Annotated in this window: 20 protein-coding genes and 1 pseudogene; 11 read left to right on the plus strand and 10 right to left on the minus strand. The window is 57.2% G+C overall.

The annotated features are described in order from the left end of the window. The 7 genes from ACR0CG_RS05570 to ACR0CG_RS05600 all read left to right on the plus strand — a co-directional run bounded on the left by ACR0CG_RS05570 (position 1) and on the right by ACR0CG_RS05600 (position 6,483). Positions 1-768 (plus strand): SDR family NAD(P)-dependent oxidoreductase, encoded by a 768-nt coding sequence (locus ACR0CG_RS05570; protein ID WP_480523235.1) that lies wholly within the window; start codon positions 1-3, stop codon positions 766-768. Further along, a complete protein-coding gene (locus ACR0CG_RS05575; RefSeq protein WP_170817123.1) occupies positions 768-1,787 on the plus strand; it encodes a LacI family DNA-binding transcriptional regulator in 1,020 nt (339 codons plus the stop codon). The genes ACR0CG_RS05570 and ACR0CG_RS05575 overlap by 1 nt, the downstream gene beginning before the upstream one ends. Next, the gene (locus ACR0CG_RS05580) at positions 1,784-2,758 is read left to right on the plus strand and encodes a nuclear transport factor 2 family protein (RefSeq protein WP_480523237.1); all 975 of its coding nucleotides are present in this window, start codon (positions 1,784-1,786) and stop codon (positions 2,756-2,758) included. Before ACR0CG_RS05575 ends, ACR0CG_RS05580 begins: the two co-directional genes overlap by 4 nt. A 151-nt stretch (positions 2,759-2,909) precedes the next feature. Beyond that, positions 2,910-3,872: a cupin domain-containing protein gene (locus tag ACR0CG_RS05585; protein WP_480523239.1), complete on the plus strand. Its 963-nt coding sequence runs from the start codon at positions 2,910-2,912 to the stop codon at positions 3,870-3,872. Positions 3,873-3,974: 102 nt separating this feature from the next. Next, positions 3,975-5,099, plus strand: coding sequence for a cobalamin-independent methionine synthase II family protein (locus ACR0CG_RS05590; RefSeq protein WP_480523241.1), 1,125 nt, complete (start codon positions 3,975-3,977; stop codon positions 5,097-5,099). Continuing rightward, the gene (locus ACR0CG_RS05595; protein WP_480523243.1) at positions 5,096-5,791 is read left to right on the plus strand and encodes an alpha/beta fold hydrolase; all 696 of its coding nucleotides are present in this window, start codon (positions 5,096-5,098) and stop codon (positions 5,789-5,791) included. Before ACR0CG_RS05590 ends, ACR0CG_RS05595 begins: the two co-directional genes overlap by 4 nt. Beyond that, a complete protein-coding gene (locus ACR0CG_RS05600) occupies positions 5,788-6,483 on the plus strand; it encodes an RraA family protein (protein ID WP_480523244.1) in 696 nt (231 codons plus the stop codon). Before ACR0CG_RS05595 ends, ACR0CG_RS05600 begins: the two co-directional genes overlap by 4 nt. 50 nt (positions 6,484-6,533) lie before the next feature. Here ACR0CG_RS05600 and ACR0CG_RS05605 read toward each other — a convergent pair whose 3' ends face one another. From ACR0CG_RS05605 to ACR0CG_RS05615, 3 genes are all read right to left on the minus strand, one after another. Then, positions 6,534-9,854, minus strand: coding sequence for an ATP-binding protein (locus ACR0CG_RS05605; RefSeq protein ID WP_480523246.1), 3,321 nt, complete (start codon positions 9,852-9,854; stop codon positions 6,534-6,536). Between the two features lie 357 nt (positions 9,855-10,211). Continuing rightward, a complete protein-coding gene (locus ACR0CG_RS05610; protein ID WP_480523248.1) occupies positions 10,212-11,336 on the minus strand; it encodes an amidohydrolase in 1,125 nt (374 codons plus the stop codon). Continuing rightward, positions 11,329-12,339 (minus strand): pyridoxal-phosphate dependent enzyme, encoded by a 1,011-nt coding sequence (locus tag ACR0CG_RS05615; protein WP_480523250.1) that lies wholly within the window; start codon positions 12,337-12,339, stop codon positions 11,329-11,331. Before ACR0CG_RS05615 ends, ACR0CG_RS05610 begins: the two co-directional genes overlap by 8 nt. Positions 12,340-12,427: 88 nt before the next feature. Here ACR0CG_RS05615 and ACR0CG_RS05620 point away from each other — a divergent pair, with 88 nt between their 5' ends. Together ACR0CG_RS05620 and ACR0CG_RS05625 are read left to right on the plus strand one after the other, a co-directional pair. After that, entirely contained in the window at positions 12,428-12,904 is a 477-nt protein-coding gene (locus ACR0CG_RS05620; protein WP_480523252.1) for an Lrp/AsnC family transcriptional regulator, read from the plus strand. 184 nt (positions 12,905-13,088) lie between these two features. Continuing rightward, on the plus strand, positions 13,089-13,238 hold the full coding sequence (locus tag ACR0CG_RS05625; RefSeq protein ID WP_480523254.1) for a hypothetical protein: 150 nt from the start codon (positions 13,089-13,091) through the stop codon (positions 13,236-13,238). Positions 13,239-13,258: 20 nt separating this feature from the next. On the opposite strand, the gene ACR0CG_RS05630 is transcribed toward ACR0CG_RS05625, so the two are convergent. The 6 genes from ACR0CG_RS05630 to ACR0CG_RS05655 all read right to left on the minus strand — a co-directional run bounded on the left by ACR0CG_RS05630 (position 13,259) and on the right by ACR0CG_RS05655 (position 20,229). Continuing rightward, positions 13,259-13,444, minus strand: a complete 186-nt coding sequence (locus ACR0CG_RS05630) for a hypothetical protein (protein ID WP_480523255.1) — start codon at positions 13,442-13,444, stop codon at positions 13,259-13,261. Positions 13,445-13,491: 47 nt separating this feature from the next. Further along, positions 13,492-14,583, minus strand: a complete 1,092-nt coding sequence (locus ACR0CG_RS05635; protein WP_480523257.1) for a peptidoglycan-binding domain-containing protein — start codon at positions 14,581-14,583, stop codon at positions 13,492-13,494. A 332-nt stretch (positions 14,584-14,915) separates the two neighbouring features. After that, the gene (locus ACR0CG_RS05640; RefSeq protein ID WP_480523258.1) at positions 14,916-15,656 is read right to left on the minus strand and encodes an aspartate/glutamate racemase family protein; all 741 of its coding nucleotides are present in this window, start codon (positions 15,654-15,656) and stop codon (positions 14,916-14,918) included. A 28-nt stretch (positions 15,657-15,684) separates the two neighbouring features. Continuing rightward, positions 15,685-16,923, minus strand: coding sequence for an NAD(P)/FAD-dependent oxidoreductase (locus tag ACR0CG_RS05645; protein WP_480523260.1), 1,239 nt, complete (start codon positions 16,921-16,923; stop codon positions 15,685-15,687). A gap of 4 nt (positions 16,924-16,927) precedes the next feature. Beyond that, complete coding sequence (locus tag ACR0CG_RS05650) at positions 16,928-19,141, minus strand: TRAP transporter permease (protein WP_480523261.1); 2,214 nt, start codon at positions 19,139-19,141, stop codon at positions 16,928-16,930. Between the two features lie 80 nt (positions 19,142-19,221). Beyond that, entirely contained in the window at positions 19,222-20,229 is a 1,008-nt protein-coding gene (locus ACR0CG_RS05655) for a TAXI family TRAP transporter solute-binding subunit (protein ID WP_480523263.1), read from the minus strand. Positions 20,230-20,358: 129 nt separating this feature from the next. On the opposite strand from ACR0CG_RS05655, the gene ACR0CG_RS05660 reads away from it, so the two are divergent. Both ACR0CG_RS05660 and ACR0CG_RS05665 read left to right on the plus strand, forming a co-directional pair. Beyond that, entirely contained in the window at positions 20,359-21,327 is a 969-nt protein-coding gene (locus tag ACR0CG_RS05660; protein WP_480523265.1) for a LysR family transcriptional regulator, read from the plus strand. Between the two features lie 230 nt (positions 21,328-21,557). Continuing rightward, positions 21,558-22,254, plus strand: a pseudogene (locus ACR0CG_RS05665) (IS5 family transposase); the annotation flags it as partial. Positions 22,255-22,344: 90 nt separating this feature from the next. Here the strand turns inward: ACR0CG_RS05665 and ACR0CG_RS05670 are convergent. Continuing rightward, positions 22,345-22,737, minus strand: a complete 393-nt coding sequence (locus tag ACR0CG_RS05670) for a hypothetical protein (RefSeq protein ID WP_480523516.1) — start codon at positions 22,735-22,737, stop codon at positions 22,345-22,347. Positions 22,738-22,792: the final 55 nt, after the last annotated feature.

Genomic DNA, 22,792 nt, shown 5'->3' on the forward strand with positions numbered 1-22,792 from the left:
ATGCCCCAATTCCCCAGCACCCCAAGTTTCAGTCTGAGCGGCAAGCGCGCTCTGGTCGCCGGCGCCTCATCTGGCATCGGCATGGCCTGCGCTGTAGCCCTTGCGGAACATGGTGCTGAGGTCACATTGGCAGCGCGCCGCGTTGGCGCGTTGCAAGACATCGCGAATGAGATGTCAGCGCGCGGATGGTCAGCCAAGACACTTGAGCTGGACGTCTCGGACGTTGCAGCCACAGCCGCGGCCGTGGCGCAAAACGGACCTTTCGACATTTTGCTGAACTCGGCCGGCCTTGCCCGCCACAGCAAGGCTGTGGACACGCAACCGGATGATTTTGACGCCGTCATGGGCGTTAATGTCAAAGGGGCCTATTTCCTGACCCAAGCCGTTGCCAAAGGGTTGTTGGAGGTCGGCCGCCCCGGTTCGCTGATCAACATCTCAAGCCAGATGGGTCATGTGGGGGGCCGGGAACGCGCCGTGTACTGCGCGTCGAAATTCGCCGTCGAGGGGTTTTCAAAGGCGATGGCGCTGGAGTTCGGATCCGCAAAGATCCGCGTCAACACCATCTGTCCCACATTCATCTTGACCGACCTGACCAGGTCAACGTTCGACGATCCGGACAAACGAACCTGGATTCTGGACAAGATCAAGCTGGGCCGGCCGGGTGAGATTGAGGACATCATGGGGGCGGTGGTCTACCTGGCGTCGGATGCATCGGCCTTGGTGACCGGCACGGCGCTTATGGTTGACGGGGGTTGGACGGCGGACTGATGGCGACACACAAGGTTACATCACTGGAAGTCGCCCGCCTCGCAGGGGTCAGCCAATCTGCGGTCAGCCGGGTCTTCACCCCTGGTGCATCGGCATCAAAGAAAACCGTGGAAAAGGTGCGCAAGGCCGCCAAGGAACTGGGGTATCGCCCGAACGTTCTGGCCCGCGCCGTGGTGTCTGGGAAAAGCCGGATCATCGGGCTTGTTGTCGCATATCTGAACAATCAGTTCTATCCTGAGGCGCTGGAAAAGCTGACAAACACACTGCAGGAGCGTGGGTACCACGTGCTGATTTTCATGGCCTCGCATCAGGCTGGAAATATCGACAACGTGGTCGAGGAAATACTCGACTTTCAGGTCGACGGGATCATCGCGGCCTCGGTTGCACTGTCGTCGGATCTGTCCGACCGCTGCCGAACCGCAGGCGTACCGATGGTGCTGTTCAATCGGGCACAGGACGATACTGCCATGTCGTCAGTTACGTCCGACAATGTGGCCGGAGGACGAAAGGCCGCCGAGTTCCTGTTGGCCGGCGGGCACCAAAAGATTGGTTACATCGCCGGATGGGAAGGTGCTTCGACCCAGAGGGATCGCGAAGCAGGGTTCGTGGCGGCCTTGAAGGAGGCTGGGGTCACGCTGCACGCCCGCGAAGTCGGGAATTTTGTGGCCGAAGAAGCCCGGCAAGCGACGCTTAAGATGTTCAACTCCGATGCGCCTGATGCTGTGTTTGTCGCCAACGATCACATGGCCATTTCCGTGATGGACACGCTGCGCTTCGAGTTGGGTTTGAATGTCCCGGGCGACGTTTCGGTCATCGGATATGACGATGTCGCCGTGGCGTCATGGCCGGCGTACAACCTGACCACCATTCGCCAACCCGCCAACCGCATGGTCGCTGAGACCGTCGATATTCTGCTCAGCAAAATCGAAGATCCTGATGTCAGTCCGCGCCGGGTCGAGATTGACGGACCTCTTATTGTTCGCGGCTCGGCCCGCATACCTGAAGGATGGAAGACATGAAGGGGTTTGATCCCAAATTCAAAGACTTTCCCGATTACATCATCGGCATCACCAAGGAGATCTGGGAGGATCGCGGCATAGCCACGCTGCATCACTATTACGCGCCGGACATCGTGGTGCGCTCACCTGGATCGGTTGTGGTTGGCAATCAGGGTGTTATCGCCGCCACGATGGCCACCCTTGCCGAGTTTCCCGACCGTACGCTTCTGGGCGAGGATGTAATCTGGTCCGGAACCCCGGAAGCAGGGATGCTGTCCTCGCACCGGTTGCTGTCAACGGCGACCCATCTGGGCGATGGCGTTTACGGTAAGGCCACAGGGAAAAAGCTGGTTTACCGGATTCTGGCCGATTGCCACGCCATCAACAACCAGATCAACGACGAATGGCTGATCCGCGACCAGAGCGCGATTGTTCAGCAGATGGGCTGGGATCCCAAGGAATACGCCCGAGACCTGATCGCCCGTGAAGGTGGGCCAGACGCCTGCGTGCAACCCTACACGCCCGCAAATGACAAGCCAGGCCCTTACAAAGGGCGTGGAAATGACAACGAGTGGGGTCAGAAATACGCTGATATTCTGACCCGTATCATGAATGCCGACATGGGTGTGATCGAGGCAGAGTATGACCGCGCCGTCTTGTCGGAATATCCCGGCGGCACCACAGGACACAGCTGGGGTCCGGTGGACCGGTTCTGGATGGGCCTGCGCGCCTCGTTCCCGAATGCAGAATTCAAGATTCAGCACCAGATTGGCCGCGACGATCCGGTAATGCCGCCGCGCGCCGCGATCCGCTGGACGCTGCACGGCAAGCACGACGGCTGGGGTGTCTTTGGCGTTCCAACCGGGGCCGAGGTCTTTGTTCTGGGTATCAGCCAGGCCGAGTTTGGCCCCTGGGGTCTGCGCAGGGAATACACCCTTTTTGACGAAACATCGATCTGGAAACAGATCCTTTTGAAAACTGGCGATCTCTAGCATGCCGTGCCGTATCTCAAATCTGGATGCCGGGCAGGCGATGCGGCGTTACCACGCCCACCGCGCCAGCCTGCGCGCCCGGCGGCTGAACAATCGCCCGCCGGGTGGAACGGTTTGATCCGATCAAACCCCCCGCAAAAGGAAGAAAGATATGAGTACCATCGAAAGCCGCATTGTCCGCTATGGCGAACTGAAACCCTGTAAAGCCGCATTTATCGACGCCCACACGCCGGGCTCGGACCAGAAAGAGAACTTTACCATCATCGGTGGCGGGGTCAGCGAAAGCCCGGACCAGCACGTCCACATCACCGACAAGATCGGGTTCAACATCGGCGCAGCGGGGCAGCCCCCGAAATGCCGCAACTCGCTTCACAGCCACACCACGGCCGAGGTTTTCTTTGTTGCCAAAGGCCGGTGGCGGTTCTTCTGGGGCCGTTATGGCACTGCAGGCGAGTTCATCGCCGAGGAAGGTGACATCTTCAACATCCCGACGGGCATCTTCCGCGGCTTCGAGAATGTGGGCCAGGACTATGGGATGATCATGTCGATGCTGGGTGGCGACGATGCCGGTGGCGGCGTGACCTGGGCACCGCAGGTGATCGAGGACGCACAGGCACATGGTCTGATGCTGGGCAATAACGGTGTTCTGTACGACAGCAAAAAGGGCGAGGACCTGCCGCACAATGTGCAGCCCATGCCGCTGCTGACCGAAGAAGAACTGAAAGCGTACCCCGAGGTTCCCGTCGACGCGGTGATCGGCAAATATGTCGCCCGCTACTGGGACCTGATGGCACTGGCGGCGCACAAGCCGGCGGTTGTGATCGGCGAAAAGGGTCTGATCAAGGACAAGCCCGGGTTCGAGGTTGATTTTCTGACACGCGGCTCGGCCGTGACCGAGGCGGTCGTGGCTGAAAAACCGGTCGTATTGATGCCCGCAAGCGGTCACTGGCGCATCCGGATCAACGATGTTGAGACCACCCTGTCGAACGGCGACACTGCCTTGGCCTTGCCCGGCGAAAGCTACAGCGCCGAGCCTTCGATGACCGGCGAAGCGGGCCTGTACCGGATCACTGCAACCGATGATCCGGCCGGGGCGACCTGGACGGGTGCTTAATGGTGCCAGCGCGCGTTCCCCTTCCGGTTGGGGCGCGCCAAATAGAACCTGCGTCGGGCATCCGTCCCGGCGCGGGACTGAGTTTCGAAGGGAGATGAACAAATGACCCGCATATTGACCACCCACGTGGGAAGCTTGCCGCGCAGTCAGGAGGTCGTGGACTTCATCTTCGCACGCGAGCGGGAGGAGCCGTTCGATCAGGCCAAATTTGACACCTGCATGACCGCAGCCGTGTCCGATACCGTGCGCAAACAGGCGGCGGCCGGGATTGATATCGTATCGGACGGTGAAACCTCGAAAATCTCGTACGCCACCTATGTCAAGGACCGCTACACCGGCTTTGCCGGTGACAGCCCGCGCAACGCGCCAGCGGACCTCAAGATGTTCCCGGGCTTTCTGCAGCGGCTGGCGAATGACGGCGGAACCCCGCAATATGCCCGGCCCATGTGCGTGGGCGAGGTGCGTTCAAAAGGGCAGGATGAGTTGCAGAAGGATATTGCCAATCTCAAGGCGGCGATGGCCGAACACGGGGTGGCGCGCGGCTTCATGAACGCCGCCAGCCCCGGGGTGATATCCCTGTTCCTGCAAAACGACTTTTACCCAACGCGCGAGGCCTATCTGGTAGCGCTGGCCGACGTGATGAAGACGGAATACGAAACCATTGTTGGTGCGGGTCTTGATCTGCAACTGGATTGCCCCGATCTTGCTCTGTCGCGGCATATGTTGTTCACCGATCTGTCCGACGATGAGTTCCTGAAAATCGCCAACATGCATGTCGAGGCGCTGAACCACGCGTTGCAGGATGTGCCGGCCGACAAGGTGCGTGTTCACATTTGCTGGGGCAATTACGAAGGTCCGCATTGCTGCGATATCGGCATGGACAAGGTGTTTTCGACACTGATGTCGACAAAGTCGCGCTATGTGCTGTTCGAAACCTCGAACCCGCGCCATGCCCACGAATGGACCGTGTTTCGTGACCGCAAAGCCGAAATTCCAGCCGACAAGATTCTGGTGCCGGGCGTCGTCGACACCACGACGAACTTTGTCGAACATCCCGAACTGATCGCGCAGCGGGTTGAACGCTTTGCGGATATCGTAGGGGGCGACCGGGTGATTGCGGGATCGGATTGCGGCTTTGGCACTTTTGCCGGCTTCGGCGCGGTCGACCCGGACATAGCCTATGCCAAGCTGGGCGCGCTTGCCGAAGGGGCCGCATTGGTCAAATGACGCCACTTGTTCTGTTGCCTGGGATGATGTGTGACGCGCGACTTTTCAGCGCCCAAATCGCGGCTTTGTCGGGCAGGGTTCCAATTCTGACTGCGCCAATCGGGGGCCATGACACGATGGCGGCTCTTGCCAAAGACGTGCTGGCCTGCGCGCCGCAACGGTTTGCTGTGGCGGGGCTCTCAATGGGCGGTATCGTGGCTATGGAAATCCTGCGGCAGGCACCGGACCGTGTGGTGGGCCTGGCGCTGATGGACACCAACCATTTGGCCGAAACGGATGAGGTCAAAGCCAGGCGCGGTCCGCAGATTGCGGCTGTCGAACGAGGAGACCTGCGCATCGTGATGGCGGACGAGATGAAACCCAACTATCTGACCGATGGCCCGGACAAAGCTGCAATTCTGAACCTTTGCATGGATATGGCAGAGGGTCTTGGTCCCGATGTCTTTGTCAATCAATCCAAAGCGTTGCGAGATCGGCCAGACCAAAGCGAAACGCTGCAAAACTTCAACGGTGAAGCCCTTGTTCTGTGTGGGCGCGACGATGCCTTATGTCCGGTATCGCGGCACGAAATGATGCACACGCTGATGCCGCAGAGCCGGCTCGAGGTTATCGAACGGGCTGGTCACCTGCCGACTTTGGAACAACCGCAACAAACCACGGCGGCTCTGACCCGCTGGCTGGAGGCGATATGAAGAATTCCCTGCTGAACCTGCTGAAAAAGGTCGATACCGCCACGGTTTGCAACGCCATCGAAGTGGCGCAAGGCAAACGAGGGTTCAATGATTTCACCCGGGGCACCATGTTGTGCTCTGATCCCGGTGCGGGCGCGATGGTGGGATATGCACGCACCGCGAAGATTGCCGCCGTGAACCCGCCGACCGAGGCGCCAGAGGTGATCCGAAAGCGTCGGATGGACTACTACCGGAACATGGCTTCGGGGACCGGTCCGGTCGTGACCGTGGTCGAGGATACGGATTACCCGCACTGCATCGGTGCCTATTGGGGTGAGATCAACACCACGATCCACAAGGGTTTTGGCATCAGTGGCGCATTAACCAACGGGGTTATGCGCGACCTCGGCGATTTGCCCGACGGGTTTCCGGTTGTGGCGGGCTCGGTCGGGCCAAGCCACGGTTTCGTGCACGTGAAAGAGGTTGGAACGCAGGTGTCGATCTTCGGACTTTCAATCAGGGACGGGGACCTTGTGCATGCAGACCGGCATGGCGCACTGGTGGTTCCGCCCGAGGTGATGGACGTGCTTGAACAGGCGATCATCAAGTTGCTTGAAACTGAGAAGCTTATCCTGGTGCCCGCGCGTCAATCAGGGTTCGATTTCGACGCCTTTGAAAAAGCGTGGGCGGCGTTTGAAGCCTCTCGAACCTAGGAGGCGCAAGGGACGAGTTACCCGTCCGTGTCATCTTGAGCAGACGTGCGTTAGCCGACGGTTGTTTCATCAAGCCATTTCAAGGCATCGCTCACGTCAATTGTATGCTCTCCGCCCGTGACCGTTTGCAAGACGGCACGAAGATCGGAAGTGGGAAAGGCAGCTCGACCGTATTTTTGGCAGTGCTTGACATAGTCCAATGCCGTTCGAAGTTCGAACATCTTGGCATTCTGTTGTCGCGCGACATCCAAACCCAAACGAAACTCGTTTTCAGCGACCCCATTCTCTGAAGATGCGAGGGCATAGACCCGTTCCGTCTCAGCTTGGGCCCATCCCTCATTGGTCAGTCCGTGGTGTTTGCGTGCTTCGGCGAGGCAATCCAGCGCACCTTCCCGGTCGCCGGATTTCAGCGTGAGCTCCGCAATCAAGGTAAGAAAGAACGGCTTGTAGTTTCCCGCGCCGCTGGCCCACCATGCTTCTGATGCCTTGCGTAATGCGCGGATCGTTTCCGGCTGGGGTGAAACATGGGCATCCACCCAGCTTCGCCAGAGGGATGCCGTCAAAGTCATGAATGTGAAGGAGTGCTTGGAGGAAAGCTGCTCAAGTTGATCAGTAACCTCGATAACCTGTTCCGGTTCGCGGCGCAGAAGATGAAGCATGCACAGGTAGGTCAGCGCCTGCGCGATGCTGTGGGCGTGCTGAAGGTCCTTTGCGGCAACGACCGCTTTTTTCTGGACTTCAAGCGCCTTGTCCGGCGCACCGCGCATCCAGATCGCAAGGCTCAGGAAACATGAGGTAATCGCGGCGTGGTCCGATCCGTAAATAAACGCCAGATGCCCATCGCGTTCCCGGCTGTAGAGTTCCAGCGCCTTGCTCAGATGCGCGTAGGCCGGGTCTAGTTCCCCGATATGAAATAGTACCGCGCCCATCGCCCGGTGCGCCACCATTTGATGTTGCGTCTGGCCAGTCGAATGCGCCAGATCCAGCAATTGCCCAGCAACATTTCTGGCCAAATCGTACTCGGCGCGCACCAAATGAAAGGAATACAAACCGTTCAGAACCGGGAACAAATGTTCTGTCTCTTCAACGCGTTCACAAAGGTCGCGTATTCTTGAGTAGACAGAACCGGTTTCATCAGCGGCAATACCAGCCGTTGATCGCAGAACACCTGCCCTGAGAACCTGTATCTCGATTTCTTTTCGGTCCCGATCGGTGCTTTGGCTCAGTTCCGCCAACTGCTCAATCGCCAGGGACAATTGTGTACCTGCCTCGATGTTGGCAGATCGTTGAACCGCGTGCTGGCCCGCAAGATGCCGGTAGTCGATTGCTTCCTTGTTCATGCCCGCCATCGTGTAGTGGTGTGCCAGAATTTCCGGGCTGGCATCACCCGTATGAACCTCCTTGTCTTCCAGTCTTCGGGCAACACGAGCGTGCAAAACACGGCGTTCGCTTTTCAGAAGACTGTTGTAGGCGGTGTCGCGAATAAGCGCGTGACGGTAACTGAAGGTTTCATGATCATCGGCATCAGAAACCGTGACTATGCCTGCATCCAACAAAAGCTCCAAACCCGCGCGCAACGCTGTATCTTCAATGCGGGCCACCTTGGCGATAAGCGGATACGAAAACTGAGGTCCAATGACAGCTCCGATCTGGGCCACTTCCTTGGCCGAACTCAACCGGTCAAGGCGCGCCATCAACGCATCGTGCAAGGCACTGGGAACCGAGTTCGCCGGAGAAACTAGACCCATTGAATACGCGTCTGTTCCTTCGGTCAAACCGCCGGATTCCAGAAGGTCTTTGGTCACTTCTTCCACGTATAGAGGCACACCGTCGGATCTGGCCGCAACGAGGTCATACATTTCGTCCGAGATCGACTGGCCTTTGGCGACTTCATCCACAATGTTCTTGACCTGGTGGAAATCCAACTGCTTCAAAACCACTTTCGAAAGATTTGATTGCAGCGCCCAGCCCGGGTCGAACTCGGGTCTGAATGTCATGACAACCAGCACCGGAAGGTCATGAATCCGGTCCACGATCCGATCCAGCAACAGCTTGGTCGTCGGATCAATCCAATGCGCATCCTCGAACAGGAACAGCAGCGGTTTTTTCCCGGCCACTGCCGTCAGATTGCTCAGCAGCATTTCCAGCGTCTGCTCCATGAGATGCTGCGGAGTCAGATTCAACGGGCCCAATTGATCTTCAAATGGAACCGACAGAAGCGACGCTGCCAATTTCAATGCATGGTCAGACTGATCGCCAAGAACGGCAGAGATTTTTTTGAGTTTTACGTCGCTTGAATCGTCGGAACGGAGTCCCGCCGCAATTTTGAGTTGGCGAATGACAGGATAAAACGCACTTGCGTAATGGTAAGGCGAACACTGGTATCGAGTTTGAGTGTGCGGCACCCCCGCAATACTCTGTCGTAATTCCTCAACCAATCGCGACTTGCCAATTCCAGGCTCGCCTGACACCAGCACAACCTGTCCCTGACCGTTCCTGGCCAACCGCCACTTTTCGTTCAGGGTCTCAAACTCTGCGGTGCGGCCGACCAAAGGCTTGAGCAACTCGTCATCCAAGGCCAAAAAGCGGCTGACGGTTTCCCGCGTTCCGGTAACCTGCCAGGCTTCAACCTCCCTGGCGAAACCTTTGAGTTTAAATGCGCCGCGCAGAACGTAGTTGAAAGCGTCGCCCGCCAATTGTTGCGTGCTTGGAGCGACGATCAGAGTTCCCGGGTCCGCCATAGTCTGCAGACGGGCGGCCAGATTGGGCGTCTCGCCCATGGCGGTTCCATCCTCAAACATTTTTTCGCCGCGCAAATCACCAACGACGACCAATCCGGTCGCTATCCCAATTCTGACATTCAGTTTCGCGTGAGTGCGAATAGCCGGTACTTCCTGGATAATGCGAAGCCCCGCACGAACGGCACGCTCCGCATCATCTTCATGGGCGTGAGGAAACCCGAAAAAGACCATGATTCCATCGCCATAATAACTTGCAATATGGCCGTCAAAGGCCGCAACGGACGCAGCGCATGTTTCCTTGAAAAGCCGAAGTACCTCCGCCAGATCTTCGGGATCGACGCGCTGGGCAATTTCAGTTGACCCGACCAGATCGATGAACATTACAGTAAGCTGCCGGCGCTCGGCCACGATTGTCGGGCCGTCAGGACCCTTGGGCTGGCTTTGCCCGGCCTCTGCATCGACACGAACCGCTTTCAGGAAACGCCGTCTCGGACCAAGGGGAAGTCCGATCGTGACAAGATCCTGGTCCGTTAATTCGGATAGATCGCTCAGTTCGATTTCATGCTCGGCAAAGGCCTTGGCGTACTTAGTCAAACCGTGTTTCTCAAGCCAAAGCGCGATATCGGACATTCGGTGGTTTCACTTGCCGTCGTGGCAGGGCGCAATGTCTGCGCGCCAACAACAGGCATCTCCCTGTTAGCTTAGCTTTCAATACACTCGTTACAAATTACGATGACATCCTAGGAAATATTCTTTCAATGAAGAAGCCCAGTTTGTTAACGGGTCAAGGGCTTCGATGCGCCTTTTTAACCCGGCCCAACATAAACTTCTCGGCGGGGCGCTTTGACGGCCCTTGTAATGGTTGCCGTAATCCTTGGATGCCTGTGCTTCATCCGGAAGCGTTTCATTGGCCTGACGTATCACCCATATAAGATCGGCGTAACAATGCCGCCGTTCAGATCATGTGCTTGAACACAGGCTTCCGTATCAGAAGTCCCGCCGTGCAAGGTTGGTCCAAAACGCAATTCCATGGCGGATAGCATCATCGTTGAAATCATATGACGGGTTGTGAAGCGGCATCGCATTGTTCCCCTCAACCCCGTTACCCATCAGGATGAATGCCCCCGGACGATGTGCAAGAAACTCGGCGAAGTCTTCCGAAAAACCGACCCGGCCATAACTGGCGTTTATTCTGCCAACGTCACGGGCCGCGCCCGAAATACAATCGGTTGCCCTGTCGTCGTTCACCAGCGGCCGGAAGGAAGTCGAGTAATCAACTTGCGCCTCTGCAGCATGCGCCGCGCTGACACCGGCCACAATCGCGCGCATTCTGCGTTCTATGCTTTCAGACACATCCCCGGTGAACCCTCGGCAGTCCCCGCGCAGTGTTACATTGCTGGGCAGGATATTGCGCGCACCGTCCGTCAGGAATTCGGTGATGGAAACCACGGCGTGTTCGCTGGCTGGAAGCGAGCGAGAGACGATCGATTGCAATTGCTGCACAATCGCGGCCCCGACCACAATCGGATCGATGCCCTTTTCGGGCATGGAAGCGTGCCCGCCCCGACCCTGAATATGGATCTCGAAATTATCCTCAAACGCACAGAATGGCCCTGCCTGCGTCGCGAAATGACCAAGCTCCATTCCCGGCATGTTGTGAAGACCGACGATTGCGGCCATGGGGAAGCGGTCGAACAAACCATCCGCGATCATCGCGGCGGCTCCATTTCCGTTTTCTTCGTCCGGCTGAAAGATGAAGTGAATGGTCCGTTTCAATGATGGATCCGCCGCAAGTTCCAGCGCGGCCCCAAGCAGCATGGTGCTGTGACCATCGTGCCCGCATCCATGAAACTTGCCTTCCGTTTCAGAGCGATAGGGCAAGTTTGTCGCCTCATGTATCGGCAGGGCGTCCATATCGGCACGAAAGCCGATCGCAGTTTCATCGGGACCCCGTCGCAGGGTCGCGACGAGACCAGTCCGGCCAACCCCACGGGTGACTTCAAGCCCTGCGTCTTCCAACGCTGCTGCGATCTGTCCAGAGGTCCGGTCAAGATCGAAACCGGTTTCCGGGTTGGCATGCAAATCCCGACGAAATGCGGTGAGGTCAAGCATCGGCCACACTTCCTTCGGACAGGATGATCAGCGGCAGGTCGGTTTCAACCATCAAGCAGGCTGCCAAACCTGCCGCACCGGAAGGTGTCGTGGAGAAACCCAGGTCCTGGGCCTGTTTTACGGCATCCAAAGCCTGTTGGTCGCTGACCGTACCCCAATCATCGGCGCACTGTTTCAAAATATCCAGGGCCAACATGGACGGCGTCTTGCAATCGAGCCGCCCCATGTTTGACACAGGTCCTTCGACGGTGACGATCTCACCCGCCATGGCGCTTTCCTTGAGGCAAGGCGCGGCATCCGGTTCGACGACTATGATCTTTGGCTGAACCGGCCAGTTGGACCGGATCATATAAGCGACCCCTGCGGCCAGGCCGCCAACGCCAGCCTGCAAAAATACATGGCTGGGCCAGGTTCCGGCGGTCACCAACGCCAGCCGAATTTCTTCGGCAATGACGGTATAACCTTCCATAACCAGCCGGGGTGGTTCGGTGTATCCGGGCCAGGAGCCGTCGGCGAGGTGGATGGCGCCGGTTGCCTCGGCATCGGCAATGGCTTCCGCAACACTTTCCTCGTAGTCGTCGCCGGACCGAACTACCTCTGCGCCCTTGTCCCGCAGACGAATGGCGAAGTCCTCGGGCACCGTTTCGGCGAGGTGAATGCGGGCCTTTGCTCCAAACAGACGCGCGCCAGCGGCCACAGCCATGCCGTGATTACCTGCGCTGGCGCAAACAAAAGTCATCGAGCGTGCGATGTCCTTTACAGTGTCGTCCAAAAAGGCGTTTGCTTCTACGGGGTGGCCAACGCGCGCTTCGATCAGCTTGGCGACAGCATAAACACCACCGAGCGCTTTGAATGCGCCCAAGCCCATTCTGCCGGTTTCGTCCTTGATCAGCATCGGTCTTCCCTGGAAACTGCGGGTCTCCAAGGGGCTTGGCCTGTAGGCAGGGCATGCAGCAAGCAGAGCCAGCGGTTTTGCGACGTCGAGTATATTTGAGTTTTTCATGGAGAGGGTTGTACGCGCAAACGATGATCTATTATGGTCAAATTTGCCAAATTTGCGGGAAAATTTCTCTAAATGATGAAGGTGTCGTGTGAAACTCGATCAGTTTGACCGAAAGCTGCTTCAACTGATGCAGGCCGATGCAAAGATGGGCCTCGAAGCCCTTGCGTCAGAGACGGGCTTGTCTGTCGCATCCGTACAAAGGCGTCTGAAGGCGCTCAGAACCTCGGGGGCTATTCTGTCCGAAGTGGCGATTGTTGACGCTAAAAAACTTGGCGTCGCGATGAGCTTCATTGTCATGGTTGAACTGGAGCGGGAACGTCAGGATCAGATAGACGCGTTCTCACGACAGGTGCAGTCCGAGCCTATGGTCCAGCAGTGCTATTACATCACAGGAGACGCCGACTTCTGTCTGGTCTGCACTGCAAAGGACATGGATGATTTTCAAGAACTTACGAAGCGCCTGTTTTTCGACAATTCAAACGTCCGTCGCTTTCGAACATCTGTGGTCATGGGCCGGAAAAAAATCGGGTTGGGTATTCCGGTTGATGGGGACAGGCCGGGGTGACGAAAACCCTCGTGAAGTCGTTCACTCTGTACGGCACGGCTTTGGGCGACTTTTGTTGAAATCTCTTACCATATGGAAGTGTCAGTCACGCCAAAGTTCGGAAGCGAACTCGGTTTTCACCGCCAGCTTTGATCAGCCACCGCAAATGCCGCTTATATCGCCGTCGTTTTGCTCTGGACGATGAATGGAGTGGCTTGCGACCCTGTTGCAGACTGGCGGTTCGAACACGCCGCTTGCCAAGTACACAGTGGATGACGTTGCAAAGGACGGTGTCCGGTTGGGCAATCCCTGCGACTTCCAGACGTTCAACCGGGCAATGAATATGACGGCCTGAACGCTGACCAACGGCGGTTGTTATGTCGGATTTGACCACGGAATACCCGACAGCCATTCCTTCATGACTGCCACGGATGCGCGTCCGCCTTGATCGGCATGGGTAAACAGCCAGACATCCAGGAATATCGGTGAGGTTTCCGGTGTTTCGTCTGTGCCAGACGACAGCCTTTGCGACCCAACCGTCAGTGCGAGAACGTGTGGCAAGTCTGGTTTGGTGAAGACGGTTGAAACCAGTCCAAGTCAAAACAGTACTAACTGGTTTTTGCCGCATAGAACGAACAACCGTTTGAATCGCGTCCGCTGATTGCCAGTTTTTGATCCGCGACAACGCCGTTGCTGCGAACACGCCCCAAAAGGAAGCCATAATTAATCTCACCCGACATTCGACGCCCCGACAGCCGACCGTTGAATCGCCCAGTAAAACCTTGCGAGGTTTTCACCTGACCCGTGTAATTGCCGCCACCGACATGTCTGACCTTCATCGCGCCCGTTATTTTTTGTTGTCCGATTTTGCTGCGGGTTCCGCAAGTTGTTGTGAAACGCCAGTTCCCCGACATTTCCGTTGGCCCAATCGGAATCGGGGGCGGAGGGTTGTAGAGGTCGCTGTTGTCGGGAAACGCTAGCCAGGATTGCAATTGCGCTTCCGACTGGATCCTGAGTGCTACCAGTTGGCTGGCTGAAAGGTAACCCGTTGCCGGAAAACCCCGGCTGGCCTGCCACGCCTGTATTGCCCCTCTAGTCCCGCGACCCATAACACCGTCTATTCCATTCGGATCATGGCCCAGAACACTCAGCCGAGCCTGAATGTCGCGGATCGCCTGTTTGTCCAGCGCCAAAGCAGTTTCCGATTCAGCTGTACCATTTTCCGGCACCGGTTTCAGCGGTGGCAGCGGTCTTAGCGGCGGAAGCTGTTTCAGCGCAGGCGGGGTTTCCTGGAGCAATGCGGTCTGTGCCGCTGGCGCACCGGTTATGGTCAGGTTGCCCTGGCTGTACTTGGCTTTGTATAGTTTGCCTTCCATGCCATCCCGGAACGGCGCGCAACCCTCCAGCGCAGACGCGAAGAAAAAGTAGAACTGACGATGCGCGGACCGGGCGGCCGCCGGCGCGGTCATCACCGGCAGCCTCACGATGTCGCCGGCTGGACCAACTTCGAATTCAATCTCAACGTCGATCTGAGGATCCTCTGAGATCGCTTTTCGGATGCAATCCGCGGCGGCCGCCAACTGCGCGGGGTCAGCAACCTGAGCGGTGGATACCCCATGAAGGCAAACCCAAAGCAGCAGGGCGTAGGCCAGAGTTGAAACTCGTCGTTTCGAGGTCTTGTCGCACGTCAGATTTGGCATTCGTCTCCGCAAGAAGGTCTCCAAGGTTCAGAAGCTTTGCGTTCAGAGTAACCGATTGTTCCCCTTCCAGCGACGCAAATCCGCTCTGTGGGACACTCTGACTTCGATTGTCTCTGCCGGGGCCGGGTGTCATTGCGGTGTCGGGCAGCCCTTCAAGACCGGACTTGTTTCCGAGGGCCTGCCGCGAATACGCAAACAGGTTTTGCCCATCCGTCAGGATCATAACTGTTGGGATGCGCGCGTCTAATTTAGTGTATCAGCGAAAGCCGCCGACACTTGTAACGTCGCCATCTCGTGCTTTTGGGCACCTCCAACAGCGTGCCTTTTCACCTTTAAGACCAGGGCATGATCCCTGAATACGAACTGCGCGTGCTTACGGAATGCGCCATCTGTGCCAGTGTCGTCAGGTCAAAAACGGGAAGCTGCAGTTCTTCCTGAATCCGCGCGGCATAGGGCGGCAGATCGGTGCATTCCAGAACCAATGACCGGATGCCCGGGTCTCTCCGCTTCAGGTTGCGAACCGCTTGCATGACTTCAACTTCAATCAGATCAGTGTCCATACGCGTTCGCGTGTTTTGCAGGATCACTTCGGCAAATTCGGTACTGTCCTCCAACCCTTGTACCGCGACGGGGATGCCCGCGGCACCGACGCCTTCGAAATGCTTGGGCGTCAGGGCCGACGCATCTGCGGTCAGCACGCCCACTGGTGCATTCGCGCCGGTCATGTGAAACGCCAATGGCACCTGTATCAGACTGGATGCAAACACAGGGACGGAAACAGCAGCCGCCAGTTCCTTTTGAAAGAGCGCCAGAAAACCGCAACTGCCGGTGATGGCCCGTACACCCTCGGCCTCAAGGCGCCGTGCCCCGGCGATAAAGGGGTCCAGCAGTTCAGGGGTCGGGTTTTTCAACAGGGTCGGGACGGTAACGCCATCTATCATTTCGTACAGCACCGAAAACGGCAGGCTGGACGGGTTCTTGATATGACCCGGAGGTTTGGGGAAATAGCTCTCTAGGCATAAAACGCCTATCGAGGCACCACAGATGTTCTGGCCGCCTTCGTAAATTGGCATGGTCGTCAGCTCCTTTCGGATCAGAGGTTCAAAACCGGGCCAGTGAAAACGGGTCCAGGTCGATATTTGGGCTGCGGTCGGAGATGATGTCGGCCACAAGCTCGCCGGTTTTCGGTGCCATCATCAACCCATAGTGGGAATGGCCAAACGCGGTGTAGAGACCATCTTTTCCGTTCAAAGGTCCGATTGCGGGAAGGCTGTCCGGAAAGGACGGACGCCGCCCCATCCAGAACCTTGCGCCGCTTGCATCAAGGTCCGGAACCATGGACTTGGCTTGCGCGGTCAGTGTCTTTTCCTTTCCGGGATCGGCGGGCGCGTCGACGCTTGCGAACTCGGCTGTTCCCGCGACACGAAGGCCACCCTGCATCGAGCTTGCGACAACTTTTGCGTCCACATCCATGACCGAATTGTTCAGGCTGGCGGAAGGCGTTGGAAACTCGACATGATATCCGCGCTCGGCGACCAGCGGGATCGACAAGCCAAGGGGTTTCAGGATTTCGGCTGACCAGACCCCGGCGGCCAGAACGACTTTGTCTGCATGAAGGAGCCCTTGCGCTGTGGCAAGCTGCCAGCCGCCATCCTGCGCGCGGCTCAGCCCTTTTAGCTCGGTTTGGACGATTTCTGCGCCTTGCATTCGGGCCTTGTCGGCCAGAACCGCAGCCAACCGTCCCGGAGATGTGACGCGTGCCTGACCCTTGATCACAATGGCAGCCTTGAAATCACGGCTCAGCGCAGGTTCGATACGCCGCAATTCAACGCCGTCGATGCGGTCGAGGTCGCCGCCCTTTTCCCGCCGAATGAGGTAGTCCAGCCCATCCAGGTTGGCCTGTTCCGGATGGCGGAACGCGTGGACATAGAAGCTGTCGGTGATCAGATCCTCGTGACCGGTGCCCTGTAGATGCCGCCGGTACAGATCAATGGAAGGACGGCACAACAGCTCCATCGCATCCGAGATCTCACGCACCGTCTTTTCGCCGGAGTTACCCAGAAAGCGCATCCCCCAGGGAACCATCTTTGGCCAAAACGAAAGCCGGACAGACAGCGCGCTTTTTGGGTTCAGCAGCATAGCCGGCAGCTTTTTCCAGATCCCCGGCACGGCTTGCGGGATGATCGACCACGGAGAGACAACGCCTGCGTTTCCGAACGAGGTTTCCTGCCCCGGTTCGCTTCTGTCCAAAAGTCGGACGGGAATGCCGCGCTCCTGCAGGGACAACGCGCAACAGATGCCGACGATGCCAGCGCCGATGATGGTGACTTCTTTCGCCATGTTGTTATGCCGGGGAATGACTGCGGTTGCGGGTGATCATCTGGGTGACGATGACCGGAGAGGCCACGGCCAGCGCGATCAGATCAGCGGTCAGGCTAGGCGCGACAAAGATAACGCCTGCCAATGCCATCAAGACACGTGAGGCTATGTTCAGCGGCTTTAGCCAATATCCCACCACGGCGGCGGACAGGGCGATGACCCCTGCAATGCAGCTGGCGGCAGTGTAGGTGAACTCCCACAGATTGAACCCGGTTGACGACACGAACAGCAGAACCGGTGCATAGACAAAGGCCATGGGCGCGATGACTTTGCCAAGCCCAAGCGTAAAGGCGGACAGCCCGGTTCGGAACGGGTTGGAATTGGCAATGGCCGCGGCCGCATAGGCCGAGGTGCAGACCGGCGGCGTGATCTCGGACACGACACCGTAGTAGAGCACGAACAGGTGGCTGGCGATGGGCGGCACGCCCAATTGCGCCAACGCGGGCTGTGCGACCGAAACCAGCATGATGTATAACGCTGTGGTCGGGATGCCTGCGCCCATCAGGATGCAGACGATGGCGATGAAGACCAGTGAGATGAACAATTGCAGGTCTTCCATCGTAAATAGCTGGAAGCTGCCGAACGAGATCATGTTGTACAGATCCGCCGCCAGGTTGCCCGCGCCCTGCGTCACCATGAACCCGATGCGGAACCCGATGCCAGTGGTGTTGATCACACCGACCACGATGCCCACGGCAGCAGCCGCGGCACCTACAGCCAGCGAGTATTTCACACCCAATTCGACCGCCTGCAGCATCTCAGGCACTTCGATCCGTTTTTGCGGATTGAGCGTTGCGACCACAGACAAGGCGCAAAGAATGGCCGTCATGGTCAGATCGAACCCGCCATCCGAGAACTTCCAGAGGACACAGGCTAGGAATGCGGCTGCGTAGATCAGCGTCGGAGGCTGCTTGATCCGCGACATACCTGCAATCACCGCCAGCGAGATACCACAGAAAGCTGACATAAATGGCGTGTAACCAGTGAACAGTACCACCAGCAGACCGATCAGAGGGACAATGTTCGCCCAGCCTTCGGCCCAGACAGCCTTGAGCTGCGGCAGTTGCTCTTTCGCCAGACCCTTCAGGTTCAGCTTGCGCGCCATCAGGTGCACGACAGCAAAGACACCGACATAGTGCAGGATGGCCGGGAAGATCGCCGCGATCACGATGGTTGTATAGGGAACCTCGAGGAACTCGGCCATGATGAAGGCGGCCGCCCCCATGATCGGCGGAGTGATCTGGCCACCGGCCGAGGACGCGGCCTCGACCCCGCCTGCAAAATGGCCGGGGTATCCCAGGCGCTTCATGTTGGGAATTGTCAGCGCGCCGGTCGAAACGGTGTTGGCCACCGAAGAACCCGAAATCGTGCCGAAGAACGCCGAGGATACCACCGACACTTTTGCCGGACCGCCGGTATAACGGCCCGCCAAAATGGTTGCGTTGTCGATGAAAAGCTGTCCCAGCCCTGTGCGCTGGGCAATGACGCCAAACAGCACAAAGTGGAACACGATGGTGGAAACAACCCAAAGTGTGACGCCGTAGATGCCTTCCTGCGGGAAGTACATCGACGATACGAAAGTTTTGAAATTCACGCCGGGATGCTGCAGCAGGCCGGGGAAATAGGGACCCAGCAGGGCGTATGAGATAAAGACACAGATGATCAGCGGCAGCACCCAGCCCAAAGTACGGCGCGCGATGTCCAGAACCAGCAGGATGATGATTACGCCCAAAATCACGTCGTACGTGTTGGGGTTGCCCATGCGGAACGTCTGTTCCTCGAGCCCGAGAAACGGAATGCCGCGCCATGCGAGTCCGACATACAGCGCAGCGATGATCCCCAACGCCATGAAGACCAAGTCGTAGAGTGGAATGTTACCGATGCGGAAGCGGCTGACCTTGAGCGCATAGAGACTTTTGGCCCCGATAATCGGGATTGTCGCATAAACCAGAATGAACAGCAGGGCCAGATAGATGCCCATGTGCCAGTGATCGGCGGGCAGGCCGAAACCGGCGGTGAAGAATTCATAGAATGCAAAGATCAGAGCGACGACTCGCAGAACCTTGCCGGTTGCGGGCGACACTTGCCGGACGGCGGCGCCTTCGTCGAATTGTTCTTCGATGGCAGCCAGTTCCTCGGCTGTCAGCTCGTGGTCATCAAGTTTCAGTGTCTCGGACATGATGGCCCCCTGATTGCGCGTATTTCGAGAACCCGGTGCCCCAGGCGGGGCACCGGGTGTTTGAGTTTCCTGAGATCGGATTACTGAAGAAGTCCGGCTTCTTTATAGAACTTCTCAGCACCTGGATGCAGCGGAACACCCAGCGCCTCGACACCGTCCAGCGCTGTCTCAGCAGTGATCTGCTTGCCCTTAGCATGGCCGTTATCCAGCAGCTTGCGGGTGTTGTCGTTCCACAGGGCTTTGGTCAGTTCATAGACCAGATCTTCAGATAGGTCCGAGGATACAACCAGCATCGCGCTGACCGCAGGGGTTTTGGTCTCGGTATCGATCCCTTCATAGACACCACCCGGAATGGCCGAGGGGATATAGGCCGGGATGATCTCGTTGATCTTCGCCAGATCCTCGTCCGAGAAGGAATGCAGGTTCATGCCCTTGGTCGAGGACAGCTGAACCATCGCGGCGACCGGCCAGCCCGCAGCATAGAAATAGGCGTCCAGTTGACCGTCGGCCAGACGCTCCGCGCTCTGGCTGTTGTTCAGCTCGGCCTCGTCCATGTTGTCGCGGTTGACGCCCCAGGCGTCCAGCATCTGCAGAACGGCCACCTGAGTGCCCGAACCCGCCTGCGCGATACCAACACGTTTGCCTTCCAGATCGCCAAGATCATTGATCGTCTGACCTGCCGGCAGAACCAAATGCAGGTCCTCGGGGAAGAGATTGGCTACGATGCGCAGGTTAGGATGCGGTTTGCCTTCGAATTTGCCCTCACCCAGATACATCGAGCGCGTGACGTCGGCGGCGGCCAGACCGGCCTCCAACTCGCCGTTTTGAACGGCCGCATTGTTAAAGACAGACGCAGTGGTGGATTGCGCAATCGCGATCAGACCGGGCACGCCGCACTGGCCGCCTTCTTCACACGGGCGCGAACCCGGAGGGGCAGAAATCCCGTTTGCGATTGTGCCGCCGATGGGGAAGTAGGTTCCGCCAGCCCCGCCGGTACCGATGCGGAAAAAGGTCGGGTCCTGTGCCAGCGCCGGTGCGGCCAGCGCGCCAGCCAGAGCGATGCCTGCCAGGCATTTCGATAGTCTCATCGTTTCCTCCAAGTTGTGGATCATCGGATTCGGTTTGCCCGAAATTTGATCCCGCCAGCGTAGAGGGAATTCACATAAATACAAATTTGTTATATTTCACAAAATTTAAATTTAGCTTATATATAGCGCATGAATCTTACCCAACTGGCCGTATTTCGCGAAGTGATGGAAACCGGTTCCATTTCTCAGACGGCGAAAAAACTGAACCGCACGCAACCAGCGATCAGCCTGGCATTGAAGAACCTTGAAAAGAACTTGGGTCTTACGTTGTTCGAACGCAAAGGGCGGCGTCTGGTGCCGGTTCCCGAAGCGCACTACCTTCTTGCGGAAACTACGGGTATCCTGGATCGGCTTTCGACGATTTCCAATACCATGGAAGGGCTGATCAAAGGGCATTCCGGCAGTTTGAACATCGCCACAATGCCTGGTCCTTCGGCGTTTCTGTTCCCGCGGTTCATCAGCCAGTCGGTCGGGGAAAACCCCAATATACGCATCACGCTGTCCACACGCAGTTCGCCCCAGATCATGGAGCTTGCAGGTACCCAGAATATCGATTTTGGTTTCGCTGATTTTGAACACTCTGCCGGCAGAAAACCGCAATATTCAGCCGAACTCATCGGGGCTGACTGTTTTTGCGCCATAGACAGCGCGCACCCTCTGGCGTCCCGGAAAAGCATAACGATTTCTGATCTGGATGGGATCCCCATGGGCGGGTTGCACGAAACCCATCCGTTCCAGCGTAAGATCCGGCAAGAGTTTCAGGACGAATCTGCAAACTACAAACCGACTGTCACCTGCCAGTACTTTCTTCCGTTGATCCCCTTTGTAAGTTCGGGTCAGTGCTGCACCATCGTTGATCCGCTGACCTTTGCCACCGAACGTGAATTGGGGCTGTCTCAGGGGAAGGTTGCGTTTTTGCCGTTCGAAAACCCGCTCAGATATGAATACGCGATCCTTCAGCCTGACCACCGACCAGCGTCACAGCTCGCGCTCAACATCAAGGCAGGCTGGAAAGCCGAAGTTTTGAAGAAACTGGATGAAGTGGGGGCCAATCCCCGTGCAGAATGGGTTGATGAAACCGAAGGCAAGCAAGACTGAATAATCGTGATCATCAAAGGCAGGCGTCGAGATACCTTGCGACGATCACGCCGGTTTTCTTTTCCTTGCGCTCTGCCTGTCCCGGCGACCAGCGTCCATATTAATGTATAATGAAAGGTAACAAAAAAAGCAAATAACTGTTTTTGATCGGCGGCATTGGTCTATAGGGTCAATATGCATTGATTCTTAATGCGCTGCGTGAATCACGGCTTGGAAAACGGAGCTGTGACATGAGTGACCTTTTCTGGCTAGGCGACGAGCAGGTGGCCAAGTTTTCCCCTTTCTTCCTGAAGGCAGACTGCAGGCCACGGGTCGATGTTAGAAGGGTGTCGAGCGGGATTATCTTATTCAACCGTAATGGGTTGCGATGGCGAGATGCGCCGGAGGTATACGGGTCGCACAAGACGCTCTTCAGCCGGTGGAAACGTTGGAGCGAGAAAGGCATCTTCACCCAGAAGATGGTGCGCCTGGCCGCCTAACACGGCGAGAATAAGACCGTGATGATCGAGGCAACAGACCCCACCACGACCAGTATGGTCGCGAAAGAGGGGGCGTGGCCGCCTGATTGGTCGAACCAAGGGCGGCATGAACACCAAACGGCATACTATCTGTGATAGCCAAGGGCTACCACTCAGCCTTTTCGTCACCGCTGGTCAATTCAGTGACTACATCGGCGCGCGAGCACTGCTGAGCAGCTTGCCAAGGGTCAACTGGTTGCTTGGAAATCGTGGCTATGACGCCGATTAGTTCCGAGATGCGTTAAAAGACAAAGGTATACGCGTCGGTATCCTGAGTCGAAACCAACGCAAGACAACCTTGAAATACGATAAACGTCAACAAAAACGGCGTGACAGGATTGAATTCATGTTCGGCAGGCTCAAGGACTGGCGGCGTGTAGCCACACGCTGCGACCGTCATCCATTGGTTATGAATCCTGACCCTAGGGTGTCTGTCTCTCGATTTACGCGATCCTTAATAGGAACTTCACGTGTCGCCCGCGATAGACCCCCACCGGTTCTAGGTTTTCGATGCTCTTGTGGTATCGATGTTTGTTGTCACAGTCACAAGTACGCCGATCTGTTGTTTCATGTAGTGTGATAGGTGGTAATTGTCCAAGAGCGCCCAGTTCTTCATGGTTTGAATCAACCGCTCGACCTTGCCTGTGCTTTGCAGGCGATGCGGAGCGCTGATAGCGCGACCCGTTTTCTGGTTGACTGGGTATTCAGTCAGATCTGCCAAGACGTAAGTTGATCCTTTGCCGTCGAGCATCAGGGCTTCTGAGTAACCGTCGCACAGTTGAATCCGGGCGCTTTCCATGCAAGTTCCAACATGTTGTGCACATCCCAAGTATTTTTCTTCGTGCGGAGCCAGAACGCGATGGACGAGCTGAGCCAGAAGATGAACTTTCACTTCTTGTCTCCGCCGACAGGTCAGGGCTTGATCCTGAAAACCTGAAATTTGAATG

Source organism: Ruegeria sp. AB8 (assembly GCF_056542605.1).

What these genes read in the sequence shown, in the direction of transcription:
- ACR0CG_RS05570 (WP_480523235.1), top strand. Translation starts at nt 1, where the DNA reads ATGCCCCAATTCCCCAGCACCCCAAGTTTCAGTCTGAGCGGCAAGCGC.
- ACR0CG_RS05575 (WP_170817123.1), top strand. Translation starts at nt 768, where the DNA reads ATGGCGACACACAAGGTTACATCACTGGAAGTCGCCCGCCTCGCAGGG.
- ACR0CG_RS05580 (WP_480523237.1), top strand. Translation starts at nt 1,784, where the DNA reads ATGAAGGGGTTTGATCCCAAATTCAAAGACTTTCCCGATTACATCATC.
- ACR0CG_RS05585 (WP_480523239.1), top strand. Translation starts at nt 2,910, where the DNA reads ATGAGTACCATCGAAAGCCGCATTGTCCGCTATGGCGAACTGAAACCC.
- ACR0CG_RS05590 (WP_480523241.1), top strand. Translation starts at nt 3,975, where the DNA reads ATGACCCGCATATTGACCACCCACGTGGGAAGCTTGCCGCGCAGTCAG.
- ACR0CG_RS05595 (WP_480523243.1), top strand. Translation starts at nt 5,096, where the DNA reads ATGACGCCACTTGTTCTGTTGCCTGGGATGATGTGTGACGCGCGACTT.
- ACR0CG_RS05600 (WP_480523244.1), top strand. Translation starts at nt 5,788, where the DNA reads ATGAAGAATTCCCTGCTGAACCTGCTGAAAAAGGTCGATACCGCCACG.
- ACR0CG_RS05605 (WP_480523246.1), bottom strand. Translation starts at nt 9,854, where the DNA reads ATGTCCGATATCGCGCTTTGGCTTGAGAAACACGGTTTGACTAAGTAC.
- ACR0CG_RS05610 (WP_480523248.1), bottom strand. Translation starts at nt 11,336, where the DNA reads ATGCTTGACCTCACCGCATTTCGTCGGGATTTGCATGCCAACCCGGAA.
- ACR0CG_RS05615 (WP_480523250.1), bottom strand. Translation starts at nt 12,339, where the DNA reads ATGAAAAACTCAAATATACTCGACGTCGCAAAACCGCTGGCTCTGCTT.
- ACR0CG_RS05625 (WP_480523254.1), top strand. Translation starts at nt 13,089, where the DNA reads ATGGAGTGGCTTGCGACCCTGTTGCAGACTGGCGGTTCGAACACGCCG.
- ACR0CG_RS05635 (WP_480523257.1), bottom strand. Translation starts at nt 14,583, where the DNA reads ATGCCAAATCTGACGTGCGACAAGACCTCGAAACGACGAGTTTCAACT.
- ACR0CG_RS05640 (WP_480523258.1), bottom strand. Translation starts at nt 15,656, where the DNA reads ATGCCAATTTACGAAGGCGGCCAGAACATCTGTGGTGCCTCGATAGGC.
- ACR0CG_RS05645 (WP_480523260.1), bottom strand. Translation starts at nt 16,923, where the DNA reads ATGGCGAAAGAAGTCACCATCATCGGCGCTGGCATCGTCGGCATCTGT.
- ACR0CG_RS05650 (WP_480523261.1), bottom strand. Translation starts at nt 19,141, where the DNA reads ATGTCCGAGACACTGAAACTTGATGACCACGAGCTGACAGCCGAGGAA.
- ACR0CG_RS05655 (WP_480523263.1), bottom strand. Translation starts at nt 20,229, where the DNA reads ATGAGACTATCGAAATGCCTGGCAGGCATCGCTCTGGCTGGCGCGCTG.
- ACR0CG_RS05660 (WP_480523265.1), top strand. Translation starts at nt 20,359, where the DNA reads ATGAATCTTACCCAACTGGCCGTATTTCGCGAAGTGATGGAAACCGGT.